The organism is Falsiroseomonas sp., from assembly GCF_051859025.1.
In the GTDB taxonomy this organism is placed as follows: Bacteria; Pseudomonadota; Alphaproteobacteria; order Acetobacterales; family Acetobacteraceae; genus Falsiroseomonas.
In genome coordinates this window covers 92,088-107,837 of record NZ_JBHYGL010000023.1, presented here as the reverse complement: position 1 = coordinate 107,837, position 15,750 = coordinate 92,088, and the positions used below count along the sequence as shown (strand labels likewise).

Genomic DNA, 15,750 nt, shown 5'->3' with positions numbered 1-15,750 from the left:
CCCTGCCGCGCGCCTCATCGCAGGGAAAGCCCCGCGACCTCGATCGCGTTGGACGCGACGGGGACGAAGCGGAAGCCCTGGACATTGTCGCGCAGCGCCAGCTTGCGCCGTTCCAGCACGCCGAAGATGTCGGGCGCATCCGCCACCACCTTCTCCTGGAACTGGCGGTAGATGGCGATGCGCTTCGCCTCATCCGGCTCCGACCGCCCGGCCTCGATCAGCGCATCGACCTCGCGGCTGTTGTAGACCGCGTTCTGCCAATTGCCGTTGCGCGACGAATGGTAAGCGGCAAAGGCGATATTGTCGGGGTCGCCGTAATTCGCGGTCTGATAGACCGGGAACAGGTCCGGGAAAGTCTCCGGCGACCGGCAGGCCGCGACCATGTCCGGCCAGTTCATCGGGCGAATTTCCAGTTCGATGTTCAGCTGCTTGAGGCTGTCGAGCATGATGAGCGCCCAGCGCCGCTGCTGGTCCAGCCCTGCCACATGCACCATGGTCAGCTTGATGCCGCCATTCGGGCTGCGCGACCGCGCCAGATGTTCCCGCGCCTTGGCGAGATCCGTGCGATAGACGGCAAGTTCGGGATTATGGCCAAGGATGCCGTTGGGCAGCGGGCCGATCATCAGGTCAGCATACCCCGCCGCATCGGCGATGGCCTGGTAGTTGGTCGCGTAGCTGATGGCCTTGCGCAGCTCCACATCCATCAGCGGACCGTGCCGGGTGTTCAGCTTGATGGAGAAGGTGCGGTACTCCGGCTCGATCACGCGGACGATGCCGGGGCGGTCGCGCAGCGCGTCCATGTCCTCGCTCGTCAGGTCGACGGCGATCTGCACCTCGCCGCGCTGCAGCTGAAGGCGCTGCGTCGCCGTCTCCCGCACGATGCGCCAGATGGCGCCGGTCAGGTTGCCGCCGCCGGGCTTCCAGGCATTCGCCAGGCGTTCCAGCTCATAAAGGTTCCCGGCCTCCGCGCGCCGCACGCGGAAGGGGCCGGAGGATGCGAGGTTGGAGCGCAGGAAGGTCTGGCCGTCATCGCTGCCAAGGTTCGCCTCGACCTGCTTCTTCGACACGATCCAGGCCCAGGGCAGCACCTGCAGGAAGGCCGAGAAGGGCTTAGCCAACGTGAAGCGCACCGTGCCGGCATCCACCGCCGTCACACCCTCCGGCGTCACCACGCCCTGGATCATCCAGGCATTGCCGCGGTTGAGGCGAATGAGGCGATGGAAGGAATAGACCACATCCTCCGCGGTCACCGCGCTGCCATCCTGGAACTTCGCCGCGGGGTCCAGCTTGAAGTCGTAGACCAGGCCATCTGCGGAGACAGTCCAGGACGCGGCGAGGTGTGGCACCGGGCGCGGCGGATTGCCCTCCACCCGCACCAGGCTGTCATAGGTGTTCCGCAGCAGCATGCTGGCGGAATAGCCAGTCGCCAGATGCGGATCGAAGTTCGGGATGTCCTGGTTGGACGCGATCACCAGGATGCGCCGCCCGCCCTGCTGCGCGAAGGCGCCATCCGGCAATGCCAGCGCACCCAGCCCACCCGCCGCCGTTGCCAGCAAGGCGCGCCGCGAAAGCGCAGCCGAAATCCGGTTCGTCATGCCCATCTCCTTCACGCGGCTGTTTCCGCCGCCATCGCCTGCCCGTAGTCACGCCGCGCCGCTGCCGCGGAGACGAAGCCCATGGCCACATCCCGCGCCAGCAGCGCCTGATCCCGCTCCGCCGGGTCGCCATAACCGGCGCCGCCCGCGAGCGTCAGTTCCACGATCTCATCCGTGCGCGTCAGTTCCACCAACTGCCCGGTGCCGCAATCACGCACCTGATTCCCCTTCGCGTCCAGCACCTGTCCCATCGCGCTGCCGCCGGCTGCGCCACCGGCCAGGCCGGGAATGGGGTTGCGCACGCCCTCGGGATAGACGGAAACCAGCGTCGGCCTGCCGTCATCCAGCAGCTTGCGCAGCCGCACGCTCTGCCCCAACCCGCCGCGATGGCGCCCGGCGCCGCCGCTATCGGCATCGAAGCGCTTACTCATCACCAGCACCGGCACGCGGCTTTCCAGCAACTCGATGGAGGTGTTGGAGGCCGAGGTCGGCCAGAGCATGGTCGAAAGCCCGTCGCCACGATCCGACCCGCCCTGTCCGCCGCCGCAGAACAGCATGTCGGAGTAGAAGCGACCCGACGAATCCTGGCCGTAGATCGTGGCCGCGACCGCGAGGCCCGTGAAGGCCTGCACCTGGCGCGGCGCCGCATCCTCCAGCGCGCGAAAGATCACCGGCGCCAGGTACCAGCCCGTGCGCGTGCGGATGTTCACCGATGCGGGCCTGGTGCAGTTCAGGATCGATCCTTCCGGCGCCAGCACCGTGAAGGGACGGTAGCAGCCGGCATTGCCGCGCACGCCGGGGGTGAGCATGCATTTCAGCGGATAGGTCGCATGCGCCGCCGTGTAGTTCATGGTGCAGTTCAACCCGCCCTGCGCCATCTGCGGCGGCGCGCCGGCGAAATCGATCACCATCTCGTCGCCCCGCACCGTGATGGAGACGGGGTATTCCACCAGCTTGCCGAAGGGGTTGTTGCAGATGGTGGAGCGGTAGGTGCCGTCGGGAAGCGCGCGGATCGCGTCGCGCATTGCCTTCTCCGACAGGCCCTGCACCACTTCCGCCAGCGCGCCCAGTTCCTCCATGCCGTAATCATCCATAAAGGCGAGCAAACGGTCCGCGCCGATGGCATTGGCCGTGATGAAGGAATTCACGTCGCCCACAACCTGGTCGCCATTGCGGACATTCTCGGCCAGCAGCCGGAACAGGGTCTCGTTCGGCCGGCCCGCTTCCACCAACTTCATCGGCGGGATCTGGAAGCCTTCCTCATAGATCTCCCGCGCCCGCATGGAATCCTTGGTGCCGCCGATGTCGGAGACATGGCCGACCGTGCCCATCAGCCCCACCAGCACCCCCTGGCGGAACACCGGCGTTACCACGGCGATGTCGAACAGATGCCCGGCGCAGAGCCAGGGATCATTCGTCACCAGCACGTCGCCAGGCTTCAGCGTCTCCGCGGGGTAGCGTTCCAGCAGCGCCTTCACCGCGCGCGGCAGCGTCAGGTTGAAGACCGGCATGGCGCGCGGGCTGTGGGCCAGCGGCTCCCCGCGATGGTCCAGCAATTCGCAGGCGAAATCCTGGCTTTCGGAGATGACCAGGGAGAAGGCGGTGCGGCAGACCGTCAGCCACATCTCCTCGACGACGTTGACCAGCCGGGACCACATGATCTCGAGCCCGATGGGATCGGCGGCGATGCGGCGAACGGCCTCCACCCGGTCCATCGTCGCCGTCACCAGCGCGGCAGCAGCCCTGGGTTGTGCGACGGCGATGCGCAGGTTGAGGCTTTCATCCACCGTCACGCGATCGCCCGGCGCGATGATCGTCGTGGATTCCCGCTCCTCGATGATGGCGGGGCCTTCGACGATATCGCCGGGGCGCAGCGCATAGCGGTCATGCACCGTGGCGTCGGTCGAACCCTCGGCGAACCAGGCGCGGCGCCGGCCCTTGAGGTGCGCGGTCGCCGCGCCGCCGGCAGCACCGGCCAGCGGCAGCGTGGGAGTCGGTCCCGCGGAACGGACGCGGAAATTCACCGCCTCGATCCGCGCGCCATCGGGCACCATCGTGTAACGGGCGGAATAGGTGCGGGCGAAGCTGTCGCGGATCGCGGGTAGCGCGCTGGCATCGATGTGGCCGGCGGGGAGCTTCACGCTGATGTCGTGCATCTGGCCGACGAGGCGCATATCGGCGCTGCGTTCCACCATCACATCGCCGGGCGCAATCCCGGCTTCGGCCAGGCGCGCGCGGCCCTCATCCTCCAGCGCCGCCAGCAGCGCGTTGATCGCATCGCTGTCGAAGCCGTCGCGGAACTCGCAGCGCAGGCTGCGCACGCCGTCGAAGGACAGCGGCGCGGCGAGGAAGCCGAGCGCGGAGGCCGCACCGGAAGCGGGAGGGATGATCACCTCAGTCACCCCCATCGCGCGCGCCACGTCGGCGGCATGCGCGGGGCCTGCGCCGCCGAAGCCCACCATGGCGTAGTGGCGCGGGTCCTTGCCCTTCTCCACCAGATGCACGCGGGCGGCGGCGGCCATGCTTTCCACCACGACCTTGTGGATGCCCCAGGCCGCTTCCTCGATGGACAGGCCGAGTGGCGTCGCCACCGTCGCCACCGCGCGGCGCGCCGCCTCCAGGTCCAGCTTCATGCGACCGCCGAGGAAGAAGCTGGGATCGTAGTAGCCCAGCACGAGGTTCGCATCCGTCACGGTCGGCCTGGCGCCGCCCATGCCGTAGCAGGCGGGGCCAGGGTCCGATCCGGCGGAATGCGGCCCGACCTTCAGCAGGCCGACCTCATCGATCGCGGCGATGGAACCGCCACCGGCGCCGATCTCGATCATCTCGATCGCCGGTGCCTTGATCGGCAGGCCCGACCCGCGCGTGAAGCGTTGCAGCCGCGCGGCTTCCAGCATCGGCGCCACTTCCGCGCGACCATCCTCGATCATGCAGGCCTTGGCGGTGGTGCCGCCCATGTCGAAGCTGATGACATCCGCCTTGCCGGCCAGCGCGCCGAACAGCGCCGTTGCCAACCCGCCGCCCGCCGGCCCGCTTTCCAGCAGCCGGATCGGGACTTCCCTTGCGGTGTCGAGCGACACGAGGCCACCCGCCGAATGCATCAGCCGCAGCGGCCCGTCATAGTGGCGCGCCACCAGCGCGCCGTGCAGGCGCGCGAGGTAGCCCTGCATCAGCGGCTGCACATAGGCATTGGCGCAGGTGGTGACGATCCGCTGGTACTCGCCCATCTCCGCCACCACGCCGGAGGACAGCGACACGGCAAGCCCGGGATGCCGCGCCCGGATCAGCGCCGCGGCCTCACGCTCATGCGCCGGGTTGGCGTAGGCGTGCAGGAAGGCCACCGCGATCGCCTGGCAGCCCGCAGCGACCAGCGCATCCGAAGCGGCCTCCACCGCCGCCGCATCCAGCGGGGTCACGATGCCGCCCTGCGCATCGATCCGCTCCGCGACCTCAAGGCGCAGATCGCGCGACACCAGCGGCTGCGGGAATTGCAGGAACAGGTCGTAGATATCGTAGCGCTGCTCCGTGCCCATCTCCAGGATGTCGCGGAAACCATCGGTGGTGATCAGGCCGAGCTTCGCGCCACGCCGTTCGATGATCGCATTCGTCACCAGCGTGGTGCCGTGGACGATCTCGCTCACATCGGGCAGCGCAATACCGCGCATCGCGACCAGTTCCTCAAGGCCCAGCAGCGCGGCCTCGGCGGGGTCATGTGGCGTCGTCAGGCGCTTGTGCAGTGTCACCTGGCCGTCCTGCGCGTCCACCAGCACGAAGTCGGTGAAGGTGCCGCCGATATCGAAGCCGATGCGCCAGCGTGCGGTGTCCATGCTCGTTCTTCCTTCAGGCGCTACGCTTGGCGGGCAGGTGCGCGGCATCGCCGGTGATGGCGCCAATGCGCGCCGCCCCTTCCAGCAGGGCACGGGCGATGGTGCGTCGTTCCGCCGCGTCCGTGGTGGCAGCGGGGTAGGAGATGCAGAGGCTGACGACCTCCGCCGTCTCGGGCTCCGCCACCGCCACGGCGATGGCGCCGACGCCGCGATTGGCTTCGTCATGCGATGTCGCGTAGCCGCGGCGCCGCACCTCCGCGATGCGCCGCAACAGATCCTCGATATCCTGCGGGGCGCTGGGCGATGGCGGTTCGAAGCCGGCGGCGTGGAGGCGCCTTATCTCGGCATCGGGCAGGCGGGCCAGCAGGCTGCGGCCGGTGGCGCTGGCGAAGGCGGGCAGGCGGCGGCCGATGGAGGAGGAGACGCGCAGCGCATTGCTGCCCTGGTGGTCCGTCACCGCCGTCACCTCCAGCCCCGCGCGCAGCGTCACGTAGCCGGTATGGCCGCAGGCCGCGGAGACTTCCGCCACCACCGCATCGGCGCGATCGATCAGGGATGATGATCGGCGATAGGCGCGCGCGACATCCACCAGCAGCAGGCCGGGCCGGTAGCGCTTGCTGTCGCCGACATTCTCCAGCAGCCCCGCGTCGCGCATCGCCCGCAGCAGGCGCGACGCATTGCTTTTCGGCCAGCCGAGGCGGCCGACGAGGTCGGTCACCGTGAGTTCCGTGCAATCGGCGCCGTAGCAGCGCAGGACCTGCGCCGCGCCATCGAGGATCGTCACCAGGGCCGCCTTCGGCAGAAGTTCCATAAAATGGAACCAAAGTTGCGGGATACGGAACGCTAGGCCCCGCCACGGCGCCGCGTCAACCACCTTTCGCCGCCCCGTGGTGCGGCTATGCTGCACCGATGCTCCGCACCTTCTCCGTCCGTGACGGCCACCTGCATGTGGAGGAAGACGCCCCAACGGGATCCCTGCCCCTGGGCGCGCTGTGGCTCGACCTGCAGAGTCCCTCGGCGCAGGAGGAATCTGCGGTGGAGCGCCTCGTCGGCCTCGACATCCCGACGCGGGCGGAGGCTGCCGCCATCGGCGAAAGCGCCAGGCTTTATGTCGAGGATGGCGCGCTGGTGATGACGGCGGCGGTGGTGGCCGGCGTGTCGGAGGGCAAGCGCCCGGTCGCGGCGGATGTGACCTTCGTGCTGACGTCATCGCTCCTCGTCACGGTGCGGGATGCGGACCCCCTGCCCTTCCGTGCCTTCGTGCAGAAATGCCGGCGCGAACCCGCGGTGCGGGAGATGCCGGAGACGGTCTTCCTCGCGCTGGTGGAGACGATCATCGATCGCGCGGCGGCGCTGCTGGACGGCGCGCAGGTGGACCTCGAGCGTGTTTCCGCCGAAGCCTTCGCCGATGCGGATCGGAAGGGCCGCCGCCGCGCCATCGATCCCCGCGTCCTCGTCAAGCGGCTTGGCCGCATCAACGCGCTGGTGGCACGGCTGCGGGAAAGCCTGCTGGGGCTCGGCCGCATGCTGGCCTTCTTCCGCCAGAATGCCGCGGCAGCGCTGCCGGAATCCGCGCTGCGGCGCCTGGCCTCCATGGAAGGCGACGTGCGCGCGCTGGCGGAGTTCGATGCGCAGCTTTCCAACGAACTCTCCTTCGTGCTGGAGGCCCTGTTCGGCCTGACCAATGCGGAGCAGAACCGCATCATCCGCGTCTTCACCATCGCCTCCGTCCTGTTCCTGCCGCCGACGCTGGTCGGCACGGTGTACGGGATGAACTTCGAGGCGATGCCAGAGCTGAAATGGGTCTTCGGCTATCCCATGGCGCTGGGGCTGATGGTGGCGTCGGCCGTGCTGCCCTATTGGCTCTTCCGGCGGAGCGGCTGGCTGTAGCGATGGCGCTGGCGGCTTCCGGGCGCACCGCACCCTGGCCGGGCGCGACGTGGCGGCGGTGTTCCAGCGCGTGGCGTGACGGGCTAGCCTGGGCGCAGAGGAGACCGCCATGGAAAACCCCCTGATCCGCCTGGCCGACTACGCCGCGGCGTGGCGCCTGGCGCCCCTGCCCGATGATGTCGCGCATCACGCCAGACGCGCGCTGGTCGACTGGTTCGCCGCCATCCTGCCGGGCTGCCTGCAGCCGCCGGCGACGCTGCTGGCCGCGGCGCTGGCGACGGAACGCGGCGCCGGCGGCGCGATCTGCTACGGGGATGGCGAAGCCGCGGGCATCCGCCACGCCGCGCTGCTGAACGCGGTGGCGAGCCATGTCGTTGAATTCGACGACATCCACCGCGACAGCGGGTTGCATCCCGGCGGCCCCACCATCGCCGCCGCGCTGGCCACCGCGCAGGCGCGGGGCGCGTCCATGGACACGCTGCTGCGCGCCGTGGTGGCGGGGTATGAGGTCGGTGGTCGCATCGGGCTTGCGATCCAGCCCAGCCATTACCGCAACTGGCACATCACCGGCACGGTCGGCACGATCTGCGCGGCCGTTTCCACGGGCGTGGTGCTCGGCCTCGATGCCACGCGGATGGCGCATGCGATCGCCACGGCCGCGACCATGGCCGGTGGGCTGCAGCAGGCCTTCCGGGGGGAAGGCATGTCGAAGCCCATGCATCCCGGCCATGCGGCGGAAGCGGGCGCGCTGGCGGCGCTCGCGGCATCCGGCGGCGTGACGGGCGCGCTGGATGTGCTGCACGGGCCGGTCGGCTTCGCGGCCGCGACCAGCGAGAATGCGGGCGAATGGGACCGGGCGCTGGCGGGGCTCGGCGAGGCAACGCCGCTGATCACCGGCATCACCTTCAAGAACCATGGCTGCTGCGGGCACATCTTCGCGGCGCTGGACGGGATCGACGCGCTGCGGGCCACGCATGGCTTCGGGCCGGATGACGTCGCGGCGATCCATGTCGGCGGCTACGGCCCCACCAAGGACATCTGCGACCGGCCGGAGGTCTCGACCGAGCAGCAGGCACGGTTCAGCCTGCAATACTGCGCCTCCGCCCTGCTGGTGCTGGGCGGCGTTCGCGTCGCGGCCTTCACGCCGGAACGGCTGGCGGACCCGCGCATCCGGGCGATCATGCCGCGCGTGACCGTCAGCCTCGACCCCGAACTGGCCGGCGCCTATCCCGGCCGGCGGGCGGCCAGGCTGCGCGTGACGCTGGCGGATGGGCGGGTGCTGGAGCATTTCCAGCCGACCCGGAAGGGCGACCCGGACGCGCCGCTGACGGATGCGGACCTGGCGGCGAAGTTCCGGGAGTTGGCCGTGCCGGTCGTCGGCGGGCCGCCGGCGGAGACGCTGCTCGACCTGCTGACGCGCGGCCATGTTTTGCCCGGCCGCGTGCCCCTGCTGGCGCGGGCCAGGGCGGCCTGAATCCGGGGCCGCCTGAACCGATGCCGGCGCCCCGCGTTGCGCGCCGGCATCGAGGGGGCATGGCATGACGGATCGCGTGGCGCTGGTGACGGGAGCGGCGCGCGGCATCGGCCGCGGGATCGTGGAACGCCTGGCGCGAGACGGATTTCGCGTGGTCGGCGTGGACCTGGCCGAGGCATCGCCAGGGCCCGCGCGGATGGTGCGGGCGGATGTGGGCGACCCCGATGCGGTGTCCGCCGTGGTGGCGGGGATCGAGGCCACCGAAGGGCGGCTCGATGCCGTGGTCAGCAATGCGGGCATGATGAAGCGTGCTCCTCTCGATGAACTGGCGCCGGGTGACTGGGACCGGGTGATCCGCACCAACCTGACCGCCGCCTTCCTGCTGGCCCGCGCCTCGGCGCCACTGCTGCGAAGGCAGGGCGGCGCGATCGTCACCATCGCCTCCACCCGCGCGCGGCAGTCGGAGCCGGAGACCGAGGCCTATGCGGCCTCCAAGGGTGGCCTGGTCGCGCTGACCCATGCGCTGGCCATCAGCCTCGGCCCCGCCATCCGGGTGAATTGCGTGAGCCCGGGCTGGATCGCGACCAGGGGGGAGCCGCTGCGGGCGGAGGACCATGCCCAGCACCCCGCCGGGCGCGTCGGCACCGTGGAGGATGTAGCGGGGCTGGTGGCGTGGCTGATCGGCCCGGAAGCCGGCTTCGTGACCGGGGCGGAGTTCGTGGTGGATGGGGGCATGACGCGGAAGATGATCTACGCCGAATAACCCGATTCAACGTCGTTGTTTGCGGCGTTCTTGATTTCCACGACCGCAGTATGTATCTGCGGGATCCCGGCGTGATTTGGGCCGGCAGAGGATTCCCGACCCATGACCGCCATTCCCGCCCTTCGCCGCCGCTCCCTGCTCGGGCTCGCCGTCGCGGGCCTCTGCGCGCCGCGCTTGGCCCGCGCCCAGGGGTGGCCAGAGCGGACCATCCGCCTGATCGTCCCCGTGGCGCCCGGCGGCAGCCAGGACATCGTCGCGCGGCTGTCGGCGCGGGCGATCGGGGAGGCGCTGGGCCAGTCCATCACGGTCGAGAACCTGCCGGGCGGCGGGTCCAATATCGGCTATGCGGCCGCGGCGCGCGCCGCTTCGGATGGCTACACGCTGCTGGCGGGGTCCGACACGCTGTCCATCACCGGGGCGCTGACGCCGCGGCTGACCTATGATCCGCTGGGCTTCGCGGCGGTGCATCGCACCGTGCGCGTGCCGCAGATCCTTGTCGTCCGCGCCGACCATCCCGCCAAGGATTTCGGCGAGTGGTTCGCGCTCTCGCGGCGGGAGCCGCCGGCGGTGGGCACGCCGGGCAATGGCAGCCTGGCGCATCTCCTGCTCGAACAACTCTCCCGCGCCGCGGATAGCAGCTGGACCCATGTGCCCTATCGCGGCGGGGCGCTGGCGGTGAACGACCTGATGGCGGGGCAGCTGCAGGGCGTCATGATCAATATCGGCGCGGTCACGGACCATGTCCGCGGCGGGCGGCTGCGGGGCCTGGTGGTCAGCGCCGATGCCCGCACCAAGGCGCTGCCGGACGTGCCGACGCTGGGCGAACTCGGCCTCGGCGCCATCACCTCCGTCGGTTGGCACGGGCTGGTGGCGCCGGCGGGCACGGACCCCGCCATCATTGCCCGGATCAACGCCGCCAGCCGCGCCGCGGCGAAGCGGCCTGACCTGGCGGAGCGCTTTGCGGGCCTGGGTGTGGAGGCGACCGATGAGGCGCCGGAGGTGCTGGCCGCCGCCATCCGCGACGACGCCGCCCGCTATGCCGAGGTGGTCCGGCGGTTCAACATCCGGGCGGAGTGAATTCCGCCCGACGCCGACTGTGGCATTTTAGTCGCTAACCCGACTAACCCCGTTTAGCACTTTTAGCACCGTTTTCAGGCCCTCGGCAGGCGCGGCGAGAGGTCGGCGCGCAGGCCGCGGGCCTCCAGCGCCGCCAGGCGGGCGGGCAGCAGGGCCAGCAGGTGGCGTTGCGCGGCCTCTGGCAGCAGGGACCAGGCGCCGATCTCCTCCCCCGTTCGGCCGCAGCCGATGCAGTGGCCGGTCAGGCGGTCCAGCACGCAGACCTGGATGCAGGGGCTTTCCGCCGTCACGCGCCCGCCGCCGCGCGGCCGGCGAGGAAGCCGAGCACGAAGCTCTGCGCCAGGCCGTTGCCGGGGATGTAGCCCGCGGTGCCGGTGCCGCTGATGCCGCAGGCGACGCCACCGGCGGCGAAAAGCCGGGGGATGGCGGTGCCGTCCGGGCGCAGCACGCGGGCGACCTGGTCCACCCGGGCGCCGCCCTGGGTGTGGGCGAGCGCGCCGGTGATCTCCGCCGCGAAGAAGGGCGCGGCGATCGGGGCCTTCCAGTTGCGGCGGCCGAAGGGGTCCGTGGCCTGTCCCGCCGCGCAGGCGGCGGCGTGGGACAGGGTTTCGGCCAGCACGGATTCGGGCAGGCCGAAATGGGCGGCCATGGCGGCCACCGTCTCGAACCGCTTCATGGCGCCGAGTTCGACGGCGCGGCGGAAGGGGCCGCCGGCCTGGGCGGCGGCCTGGGCGTGTTCGTCCCAGATCTCGACTGCGCGGCCCTCGGGCTGGGAGAGGAGGACGCCGGTCATCTCCGACGGGCCCATGTCTTCCGCGCAGAAGCGGCGGGCTTCGCGGTTGACCATGACGGAGCCGAGCGCCGGGAGGGAGGCGCCGTAGCGGGGGCGCACCGTCCCGATCAGGTGGGGCGAGACGTGGGGCTGGCCCTGGTAGGCGTCCATGCATTGCATCTCCGCCCCCAGTTCGGCCACGGCGCGGACGCCGAAGCCGGTGGAGCCGGCGCCGCCGGCATGGACGGCGTGGCGGGCGGGGGGTGCGAAGCGGGCCAGCAGGTCCGGCGCGCCGCCATAGCCGCCGGTGGCGAGGATGGTGGCGCCGGCCTCCGCATGGTGGGTGGTGCCGTCATGCGTGAAGGTGGCGCCGGTGATGCCGGGCAGCAGGGCGGTGACTTCGGCGCCGTCCATGAAGGTGATGGTGGGGAAGCGGGCGAGCGCGGCGCGGAGCAGGGTGTTGAATTCGGTGCCGCTTTCGCCGGCCGTGGCGTGCAGGCGTTTCACCGCGTGGCCTGGCCAGTTGGTGGTGATGTGGAGGTGGAGTGGCACGCCGGCGGGGCCGTCGATGAATTCCGCCGTGGCGGCCGCCTGTTCAGCAACGGTGCGGAGCAGTTGTTCGGGGACGGTATCGCCGTTCTTGGCGCGGACATCGGCGATGAATAGGTCGGCACTGTCCTCGATGCCGGCTTCGCGTTGCCAGCGTGTGCCGGGGGCGGAGAAGAGGCCGCCGGAGGTGGCGAATGTGGAGGGTTGGCCGGAATCGAGCAGGAGCACGCGGGCGCCGCGTTCGGCCGCGGCGAGGGCGGCGACCAGGCCGGCGGCGCCGGCGCCGGCGACGAGAACGTCGTGGGTTTTCATGGGTGGGACCATCGCGCGGGTTGCGGGTGCTGTGAAGGCGGGGTGGCTTGATTCGAGACGGTCCAGGGCCGGTTCGGCCCCAGCGGTCCCTTGGGCGGATGGGGTGTGGGGAAGGCGGAGCCTTCCCCACCGATCTGTTGGCGCTATCTGACTGATCTAATTGCTGTCGTGCTGACGCCCCGCCCATCGGCGGGGTTGCGAAGTGCTTGACAGCGGCGCCCGCAGACCGCGGAGTTGGCGCCGCCAACCGGGGGTGCCTTGACCATGTTCCGACGCAGCCTGCTTGCCGCCAGCCTTGCCCTGCCCGCGCTGAAGGGCGCCGGGGCGCAGACGCCCTGGCCGGACCGCCCGGTGCGGCTGGTGAACCCGTTCACTGCCGGGTCGGCGACCGATGTCGTGGCGCGCCTGGTGACGCAGGATCTGTCGGAGCGGCTGGGCCAGCAATTCCTGGTGGACAACCGGACCGGCGCTTCCGGGAATATCGGCACGGAGTTCGTGGCGCGGTCGCGGCCGGATGGGCAGACGCTGCTGGTGGGTTCCCCCGGCACGATGGGCATCAATCCCTTCCTGTTCCGCACCCTGCCCTATGACGCCACGCGGGATTTCGTGGCGGTGGCGCATACCGTGTCCTTCCCGCAGGTCGTGGTGGTGAACCCGAACGGCCCGATCCGCAGCATCGCCGATCTGGTGGCGGCGGCGCGGGCCAGGCCGGGGGCGTTGAACTACGGGTCCTCCGGCGCCGGATCGACGGCGCATCTGGCGGTGGAGTTGCTGCGCGCGGCGACGGGCATCGACATGGTGCATGTGCCCTTCCGCGGCGGGACGCAGGCCGTGCAGGCGGTGATGCAGAACGAGGTGCAGGTGGCGGTGGAGGGGTTGCCCTCCCTCCCCGGCTTCCTGTCCGGCGGGCAGTTGCGGGCGATCGGCGTGACCTCCGCCGAGCGGTCGCCGAAGATTCCGGATGTGCCGGCGGTGTCGGAAACCGTGCCGGGCTTCGATGCCGCGGCCTGGGTGATCTTCTTCGCGCCGACGGGCACGCCGGCGCCCTTCATCGAGCGTCTGTCGGCGGAGATCCGCATTTCGCTCAACCGGCCGCAGGTGCGGGACCGGTTGCTGGATCTGGGCGCGACGGTGGTGGGCAGCGATCCCGCGACGACGACGGCCTTCCATCGGCGGGAGTTGGAGAAGTGGAAGCGGGCGGTGGAGCTGTCGGGCGCGCGGGCGGATTAGCTGAACGCGCGGTCTGGAAGTGCATCCGGTGGCCCCGGGATTCGCTGAGCAGGCGTTCAGGGAATATCCGGGGGGTGGCGGGCGCAGATGTGGCGCGTGGTGGGGTGACCATAGGCCAGCGCCACGGCGCATCGCAAGGAAATAATACCTAAGTCTCTGGCGGGGGGCTTGGTGCTGCTGCCCCCCTCACCCGACCCTCTCCCCCCCGCAGGGGGGGAGGGCTTTTCGGGTGCGACGCGAGAGAGGCGGTCAGGCGGCCTCCCCCGCCGCCTGCCCTTCCCGCACCGCGGACATCATCAGGCGGGGCGCGAGGGCGTCGCCCACCGCCCTCACCTTCACCCCGGCGGCGGTCAGCGGCGCCAGCAGGGCGTCGTTAGGCGCGCGGGGGGTGGCGTGGGCGAAGAGGCTGACGCCGGGGATCTCCATCTCCGCGCCCGTCAGCAGATGGCGGAGCGTGAGGGCGCCGCGGGCCAGGCGGATGGGTTCCTGGCAGGTCATGATCCAGACCTTGGCGGCGGCCAGGCGGCGATGGATGGCCTGCATGGTCAGGACCGGGCTGTCCCGCGCGATCACCTCCCGCGGTGTCACCAGCATCACGCGGTCGTAGCGGGACGCGATCAGCAGGGTGGCGTCATAGGCGCCGGGGGTGGCGTCCATGTCGAAGATCACCGCCAGCGATCCGCGGCGCGCGGGGTCGGCCAGCAGGGCCGCGCTGGCGGCGCGGATATCGAGGGCGGTGCCGTCCTGGTCCGTGAAGCCGGGGGGCGGGACCATGGTGGCGCCGGTGGCGAGGATCGCGGCATCGGGGCGGAGTGCCAGGATATCCGCCGGCGTGGCTGGCGCGCCGAGACGCAGCGTGACGCCGGCGGCCTCGGCGCGTTTCACGGATTGGGCGATGGCGGCGGCAATGTCGGCGCAGCCGGGCAGGCTGGCATGCAGCGCCGCGGCGCCGCCTTGGCCGGTGCCGAGCAGCGTGACGGCATGGCCGCGCTCCGCCGCCGCCGTCGCGGCCTGCAGGCCCGCCATGCCGGCGCCGACCACCACGACGCGCTTGGCAACGGGCGCGCGGGGGACGGCGGGGGCGGCATCGCGGGGGGTGCCGACATGCGGGTTCACGGAGCACGCGATGGCGGCGCCGCGATGGATCTCTCCCCAGCAGGTGTTGCAGTGGATGCAGGGGGTGATGGCGGCTTCGTGGCCGCCTTCCGCCTTGGCGGGCCAGAAGGGATCGGCCAGCAGGGGGCGGGCCAGCATGATGAGGTCGGCGGTGCCGTCGCCGAGCAATTCCTCGGCGAGGGCGGGCGTGGGGACGCGGCCAATGAAACCGATGGGGACAGGGCCGGCGGCGTCGCGCATGGCCGCGACCAGATCGCGATAGGGGGCAACGGGTTCGTGCATGTCCGGCGCATGGCGGTGCAGCGCCCAGCCATGGGCGTGGCTGCCCTGGCTGAAGGTCAGCACATCCGGGGGCGCATCGGCGACAATGGCGGCGACCAGGCGCGCGGCCTCCGCCTGGTCGATGGAGCCGGGGACGAAATCATGCGCGGGCATCTTGAGGGCCGCGATGAAGCCGTCGCCGCAGCGGGCGCGGATGGCGCGGATGATCTCCCGCGTGAAGCGGGTGCGGCCCGTGACATCACCGCCCCAATCATCCGTGCGGCGGTTGGTGACGGGGGAGAGGAACTGGAGGGGCAGGAACCCGTGGGCGGCGGAGACCTCCACCCCCGCGAAGCCGGCGCGGAGCAGGCGGTGGGCGGTCTCGGCGTAATCCTCGATGAGGCCTTCGATCTCGGTGGCCGTCAGCGTGCGGGGGACGGTCCAGGACATGCCGTCCGCGACGGCGGAGGCACCGACGGAATCGAGGCCCCGCGCGCCGTGATGGGCGCTGCCGCCATGCCAGAGCTGGCCGATCGGCAGCGCGCCGTGGCGGGCGATGGCGGCGGCGAGCTTCTCCAGCCCCGGGCGCGTGGAATCATCATAGGCGGCGATGCGGACGGAAGTGGCGGCGGAGGGCGCGGCGCAGAGGGCTTCCGTGATGACCATCGCGGCACCGCCGGCGGCGCGGGCGGCCAGGTGGTTCACCAGCGTGTCGGTGACCCGGCCGCCGGAGGGGAAGCGGGTGGACATGGCCGCATAGGCGATGCGGTTGCGCAGGACGCGACCGGCGAGGGTGATGGGGGTGAAGAGCGTGCTGGGCATCGTTGTTCTGTCCTGGACAGGCAGGACGATGCCGGGCGCGAGGGTGGGTGGCAATCCGGCGG

General features: G+C 70.9%; 11 protein-coding genes. 5 read left to right on the top strand and 6 right to left on the bottom strand.

What is annotated here, in order from left to right; translation table 11 throughout:
* Positions 1 to 14: 14 nt before the first annotated feature.
* The 3 genes from ACTIE5_RS18665 to ACTIE5_RS18655 are packed head-to-tail and all read right to left on the bottom strand — an operon-like array spanning position 15 to position 6,233.
* On the bottom strand, positions 15 to 1,595 hold the full coding sequence (locus ACTIE5_RS18665; RefSeq protein WP_439551218.1) for an ABC transporter substrate-binding protein: 1,581 nt from the start codon (positions 1,593 to 1,595) through the stop codon (positions 15 to 17).
* Between the two features lie 11 nt (positions 1,596 to 1,606).
* Positions 1,607 to 5,422: a hydantoinase B/oxoprolinase family protein gene (locus ACTIE5_RS18660; RefSeq protein ID WP_439551217.1), complete on the bottom strand. Its 3,816-nt coding sequence runs from the start codon at positions 5,420 to 5,422 to the stop codon at positions 1,607 to 1,609.
* A gap of 13 nt (positions 5,423 to 5,435) precedes the next feature.
* Complete coding sequence (locus ACTIE5_RS18655; RefSeq protein WP_439551216.1) at positions 5,436 to 6,233, bottom strand: IclR family transcriptional regulator; 798 nt, start codon at positions 6,231 to 6,233, stop codon at positions 5,436 to 5,438.
* A 98-nt stretch (positions 6,234 to 6,331) separates the two neighbouring features.
* Here ACTIE5_RS18655 and ACTIE5_RS18650 point away from each other — a divergent pair, with 98 nt between their 5' ends.
* From ACTIE5_RS18650 to ACTIE5_RS18635, 4 genes are all read left to right on the top strand, one after another.
* Positions 6,332 to 7,312, top strand: a complete 981-nt coding sequence (locus ACTIE5_RS18650) for a magnesium transporter CorA family protein (protein ID WP_439551215.1) — start codon at positions 6,332 to 6,334, stop codon at positions 7,310 to 7,312.
* A gap of 109 nt (positions 7,313 to 7,421) precedes the next feature.
* The gene (locus tag ACTIE5_RS18645; RefSeq protein WP_439551214.1) at positions 7,422 to 8,786 is read left to right on the top strand and encodes an MmgE/PrpD family protein; all 1,365 of its coding nucleotides are present in this window, start codon (positions 7,422 to 7,424) and stop codon (positions 8,784 to 8,786) included.
* A 64-nt stretch (positions 8,787 to 8,850) separates the two neighbouring features.
* Entirely contained in the window at positions 8,851 to 9,549 is a 699-nt protein-coding gene (locus tag ACTIE5_RS18640; RefSeq protein ID WP_439551213.1) for an SDR family oxidoreductase, read from the top strand.
* Between the two features lie 102 nt (positions 9,550 to 9,651).
* The gene (locus ACTIE5_RS18635; RefSeq protein ID WP_439551212.1) at positions 9,652 to 10,626 is read left to right on the top strand and encodes a Bug family tripartite tricarboxylate transporter substrate binding protein; all 975 of its coding nucleotides are present in this window, start codon (positions 9,652 to 9,654) and stop codon (positions 10,624 to 10,626) included.
* Positions 10,627 to 10,700: 74 nt separating this feature from the next.
* Here the strand turns inward: ACTIE5_RS18635 and ACTIE5_RS18630 are convergent, their stop codons facing one another.
* On the bottom strand, positions 10,701 to 10,916 hold the full coding sequence (locus tag ACTIE5_RS18630; RefSeq protein ID WP_439551211.1) for a DUF1289 domain-containing protein: 216 nt from the start codon (positions 10,914 to 10,916) through the stop codon (positions 10,701 to 10,703).
* Entirely contained in the window at positions 10,913 to 12,259 is a 1,347-nt protein-coding gene (locus ACTIE5_RS18625) for an FAD-dependent oxidoreductase (RefSeq protein ID WP_439551210.1), read from the bottom strand. Before ACTIE5_RS18625 ends, ACTIE5_RS18630 begins: the two co-directional genes overlap by 4 nt.
* Positions 12,260 to 12,523: 264 nt before the next feature.
* On the opposite strand from ACTIE5_RS18625, the gene ACTIE5_RS18620 reads away from it, so the two are divergent.
* Positions 12,524 to 13,489, top strand: a complete 966-nt coding sequence (locus tag ACTIE5_RS18620; RefSeq protein WP_439551209.1) for a Bug family tripartite tricarboxylate transporter substrate binding protein — start codon at positions 12,524 to 12,526, stop codon at positions 13,487 to 13,489.
* A 249-nt stretch (positions 13,490 to 13,738) separates the two neighbouring features.
* Here ACTIE5_RS18620 and ACTIE5_RS18615 read toward each other — a convergent pair whose 3' ends face one another.
* Positions 13,739 to 15,688: an FAD-dependent oxidoreductase gene (locus ACTIE5_RS18615; protein ID WP_439551208.1), complete on the bottom strand. Its 1,950-nt coding sequence runs from the start codon at positions 15,686 to 15,688 to the stop codon at positions 13,739 to 13,741.
* Between the last annotated feature and the right edge of the window lie 62 nt (positions 15,689 to 15,750).

What these genes read in the sequence shown, in the direction of transcription:
- ACTIE5_RS18620 (WP_439551209.1), top strand. Translation starts at nt 12,524, where the DNA reads ATGTTCCGACGCAGCCTGCTTGCCGCCAGCCTTGCCCTGCCCGCGCTG.
- ACTIE5_RS18625 (WP_439551210.1), bottom strand. Translation starts at nt 12,259, where the DNA reads ATGAAAACCCACGACGTTCTCGTCGCCGGCGCCGGCGCCGCCGGCCTG.
- ACTIE5_RS18665 (WP_439551218.1), bottom strand. Translation starts at nt 1,595, where the DNA reads ATGACGAACCGGATTTCGGCTGCGCTTTCGCGGCGCGCCTTGCTGGCA.
- ACTIE5_RS18615 (WP_439551208.1), bottom strand. Translation starts at nt 15,688, where the DNA reads ATGCCCAGCACGCTCTTCACCCCCATCACCCTCGCCGGTCGCGTCCTG.
- ACTIE5_RS18645 (WP_439551214.1), top strand. Translation starts at nt 7,422, where the DNA reads ATGGAAAACCCCCTGATCCGCCTGGCCGACTACGCCGCGGCGTGGCGC.
- ACTIE5_RS18640 (WP_439551213.1), top strand. Translation starts at nt 8,851, where the DNA reads ATGACGGATCGCGTGGCGCTGGTGACGGGAGCGGCGCGCGGCATCGGC.
- ACTIE5_RS18660 (WP_439551217.1), bottom strand. Translation starts at nt 5,422, where the DNA reads ATGGACACCGCACGCTGGCGCATCGGCTTCGATATCGGCGGCACCTTC.
- ACTIE5_RS18655 (WP_439551216.1), bottom strand. Translation starts at nt 6,233, where the DNA reads ATGGAACTTCTGCCGAAGGCGGCCCTGGTGACGATCCTCGATGGCGCG.
- ACTIE5_RS18650 (WP_439551215.1), top strand. Translation starts at nt 6,332, where the DNA reads ATGCTCCGCACCTTCTCCGTCCGTGACGGCCACCTGCATGTGGAGGAA.
- ACTIE5_RS18635 (WP_439551212.1), top strand. Translation starts at nt 9,652, where the DNA reads ATGACCGCCATTCCCGCCCTTCGCCGCCGCTCCCTGCTCGGGCTCGCC.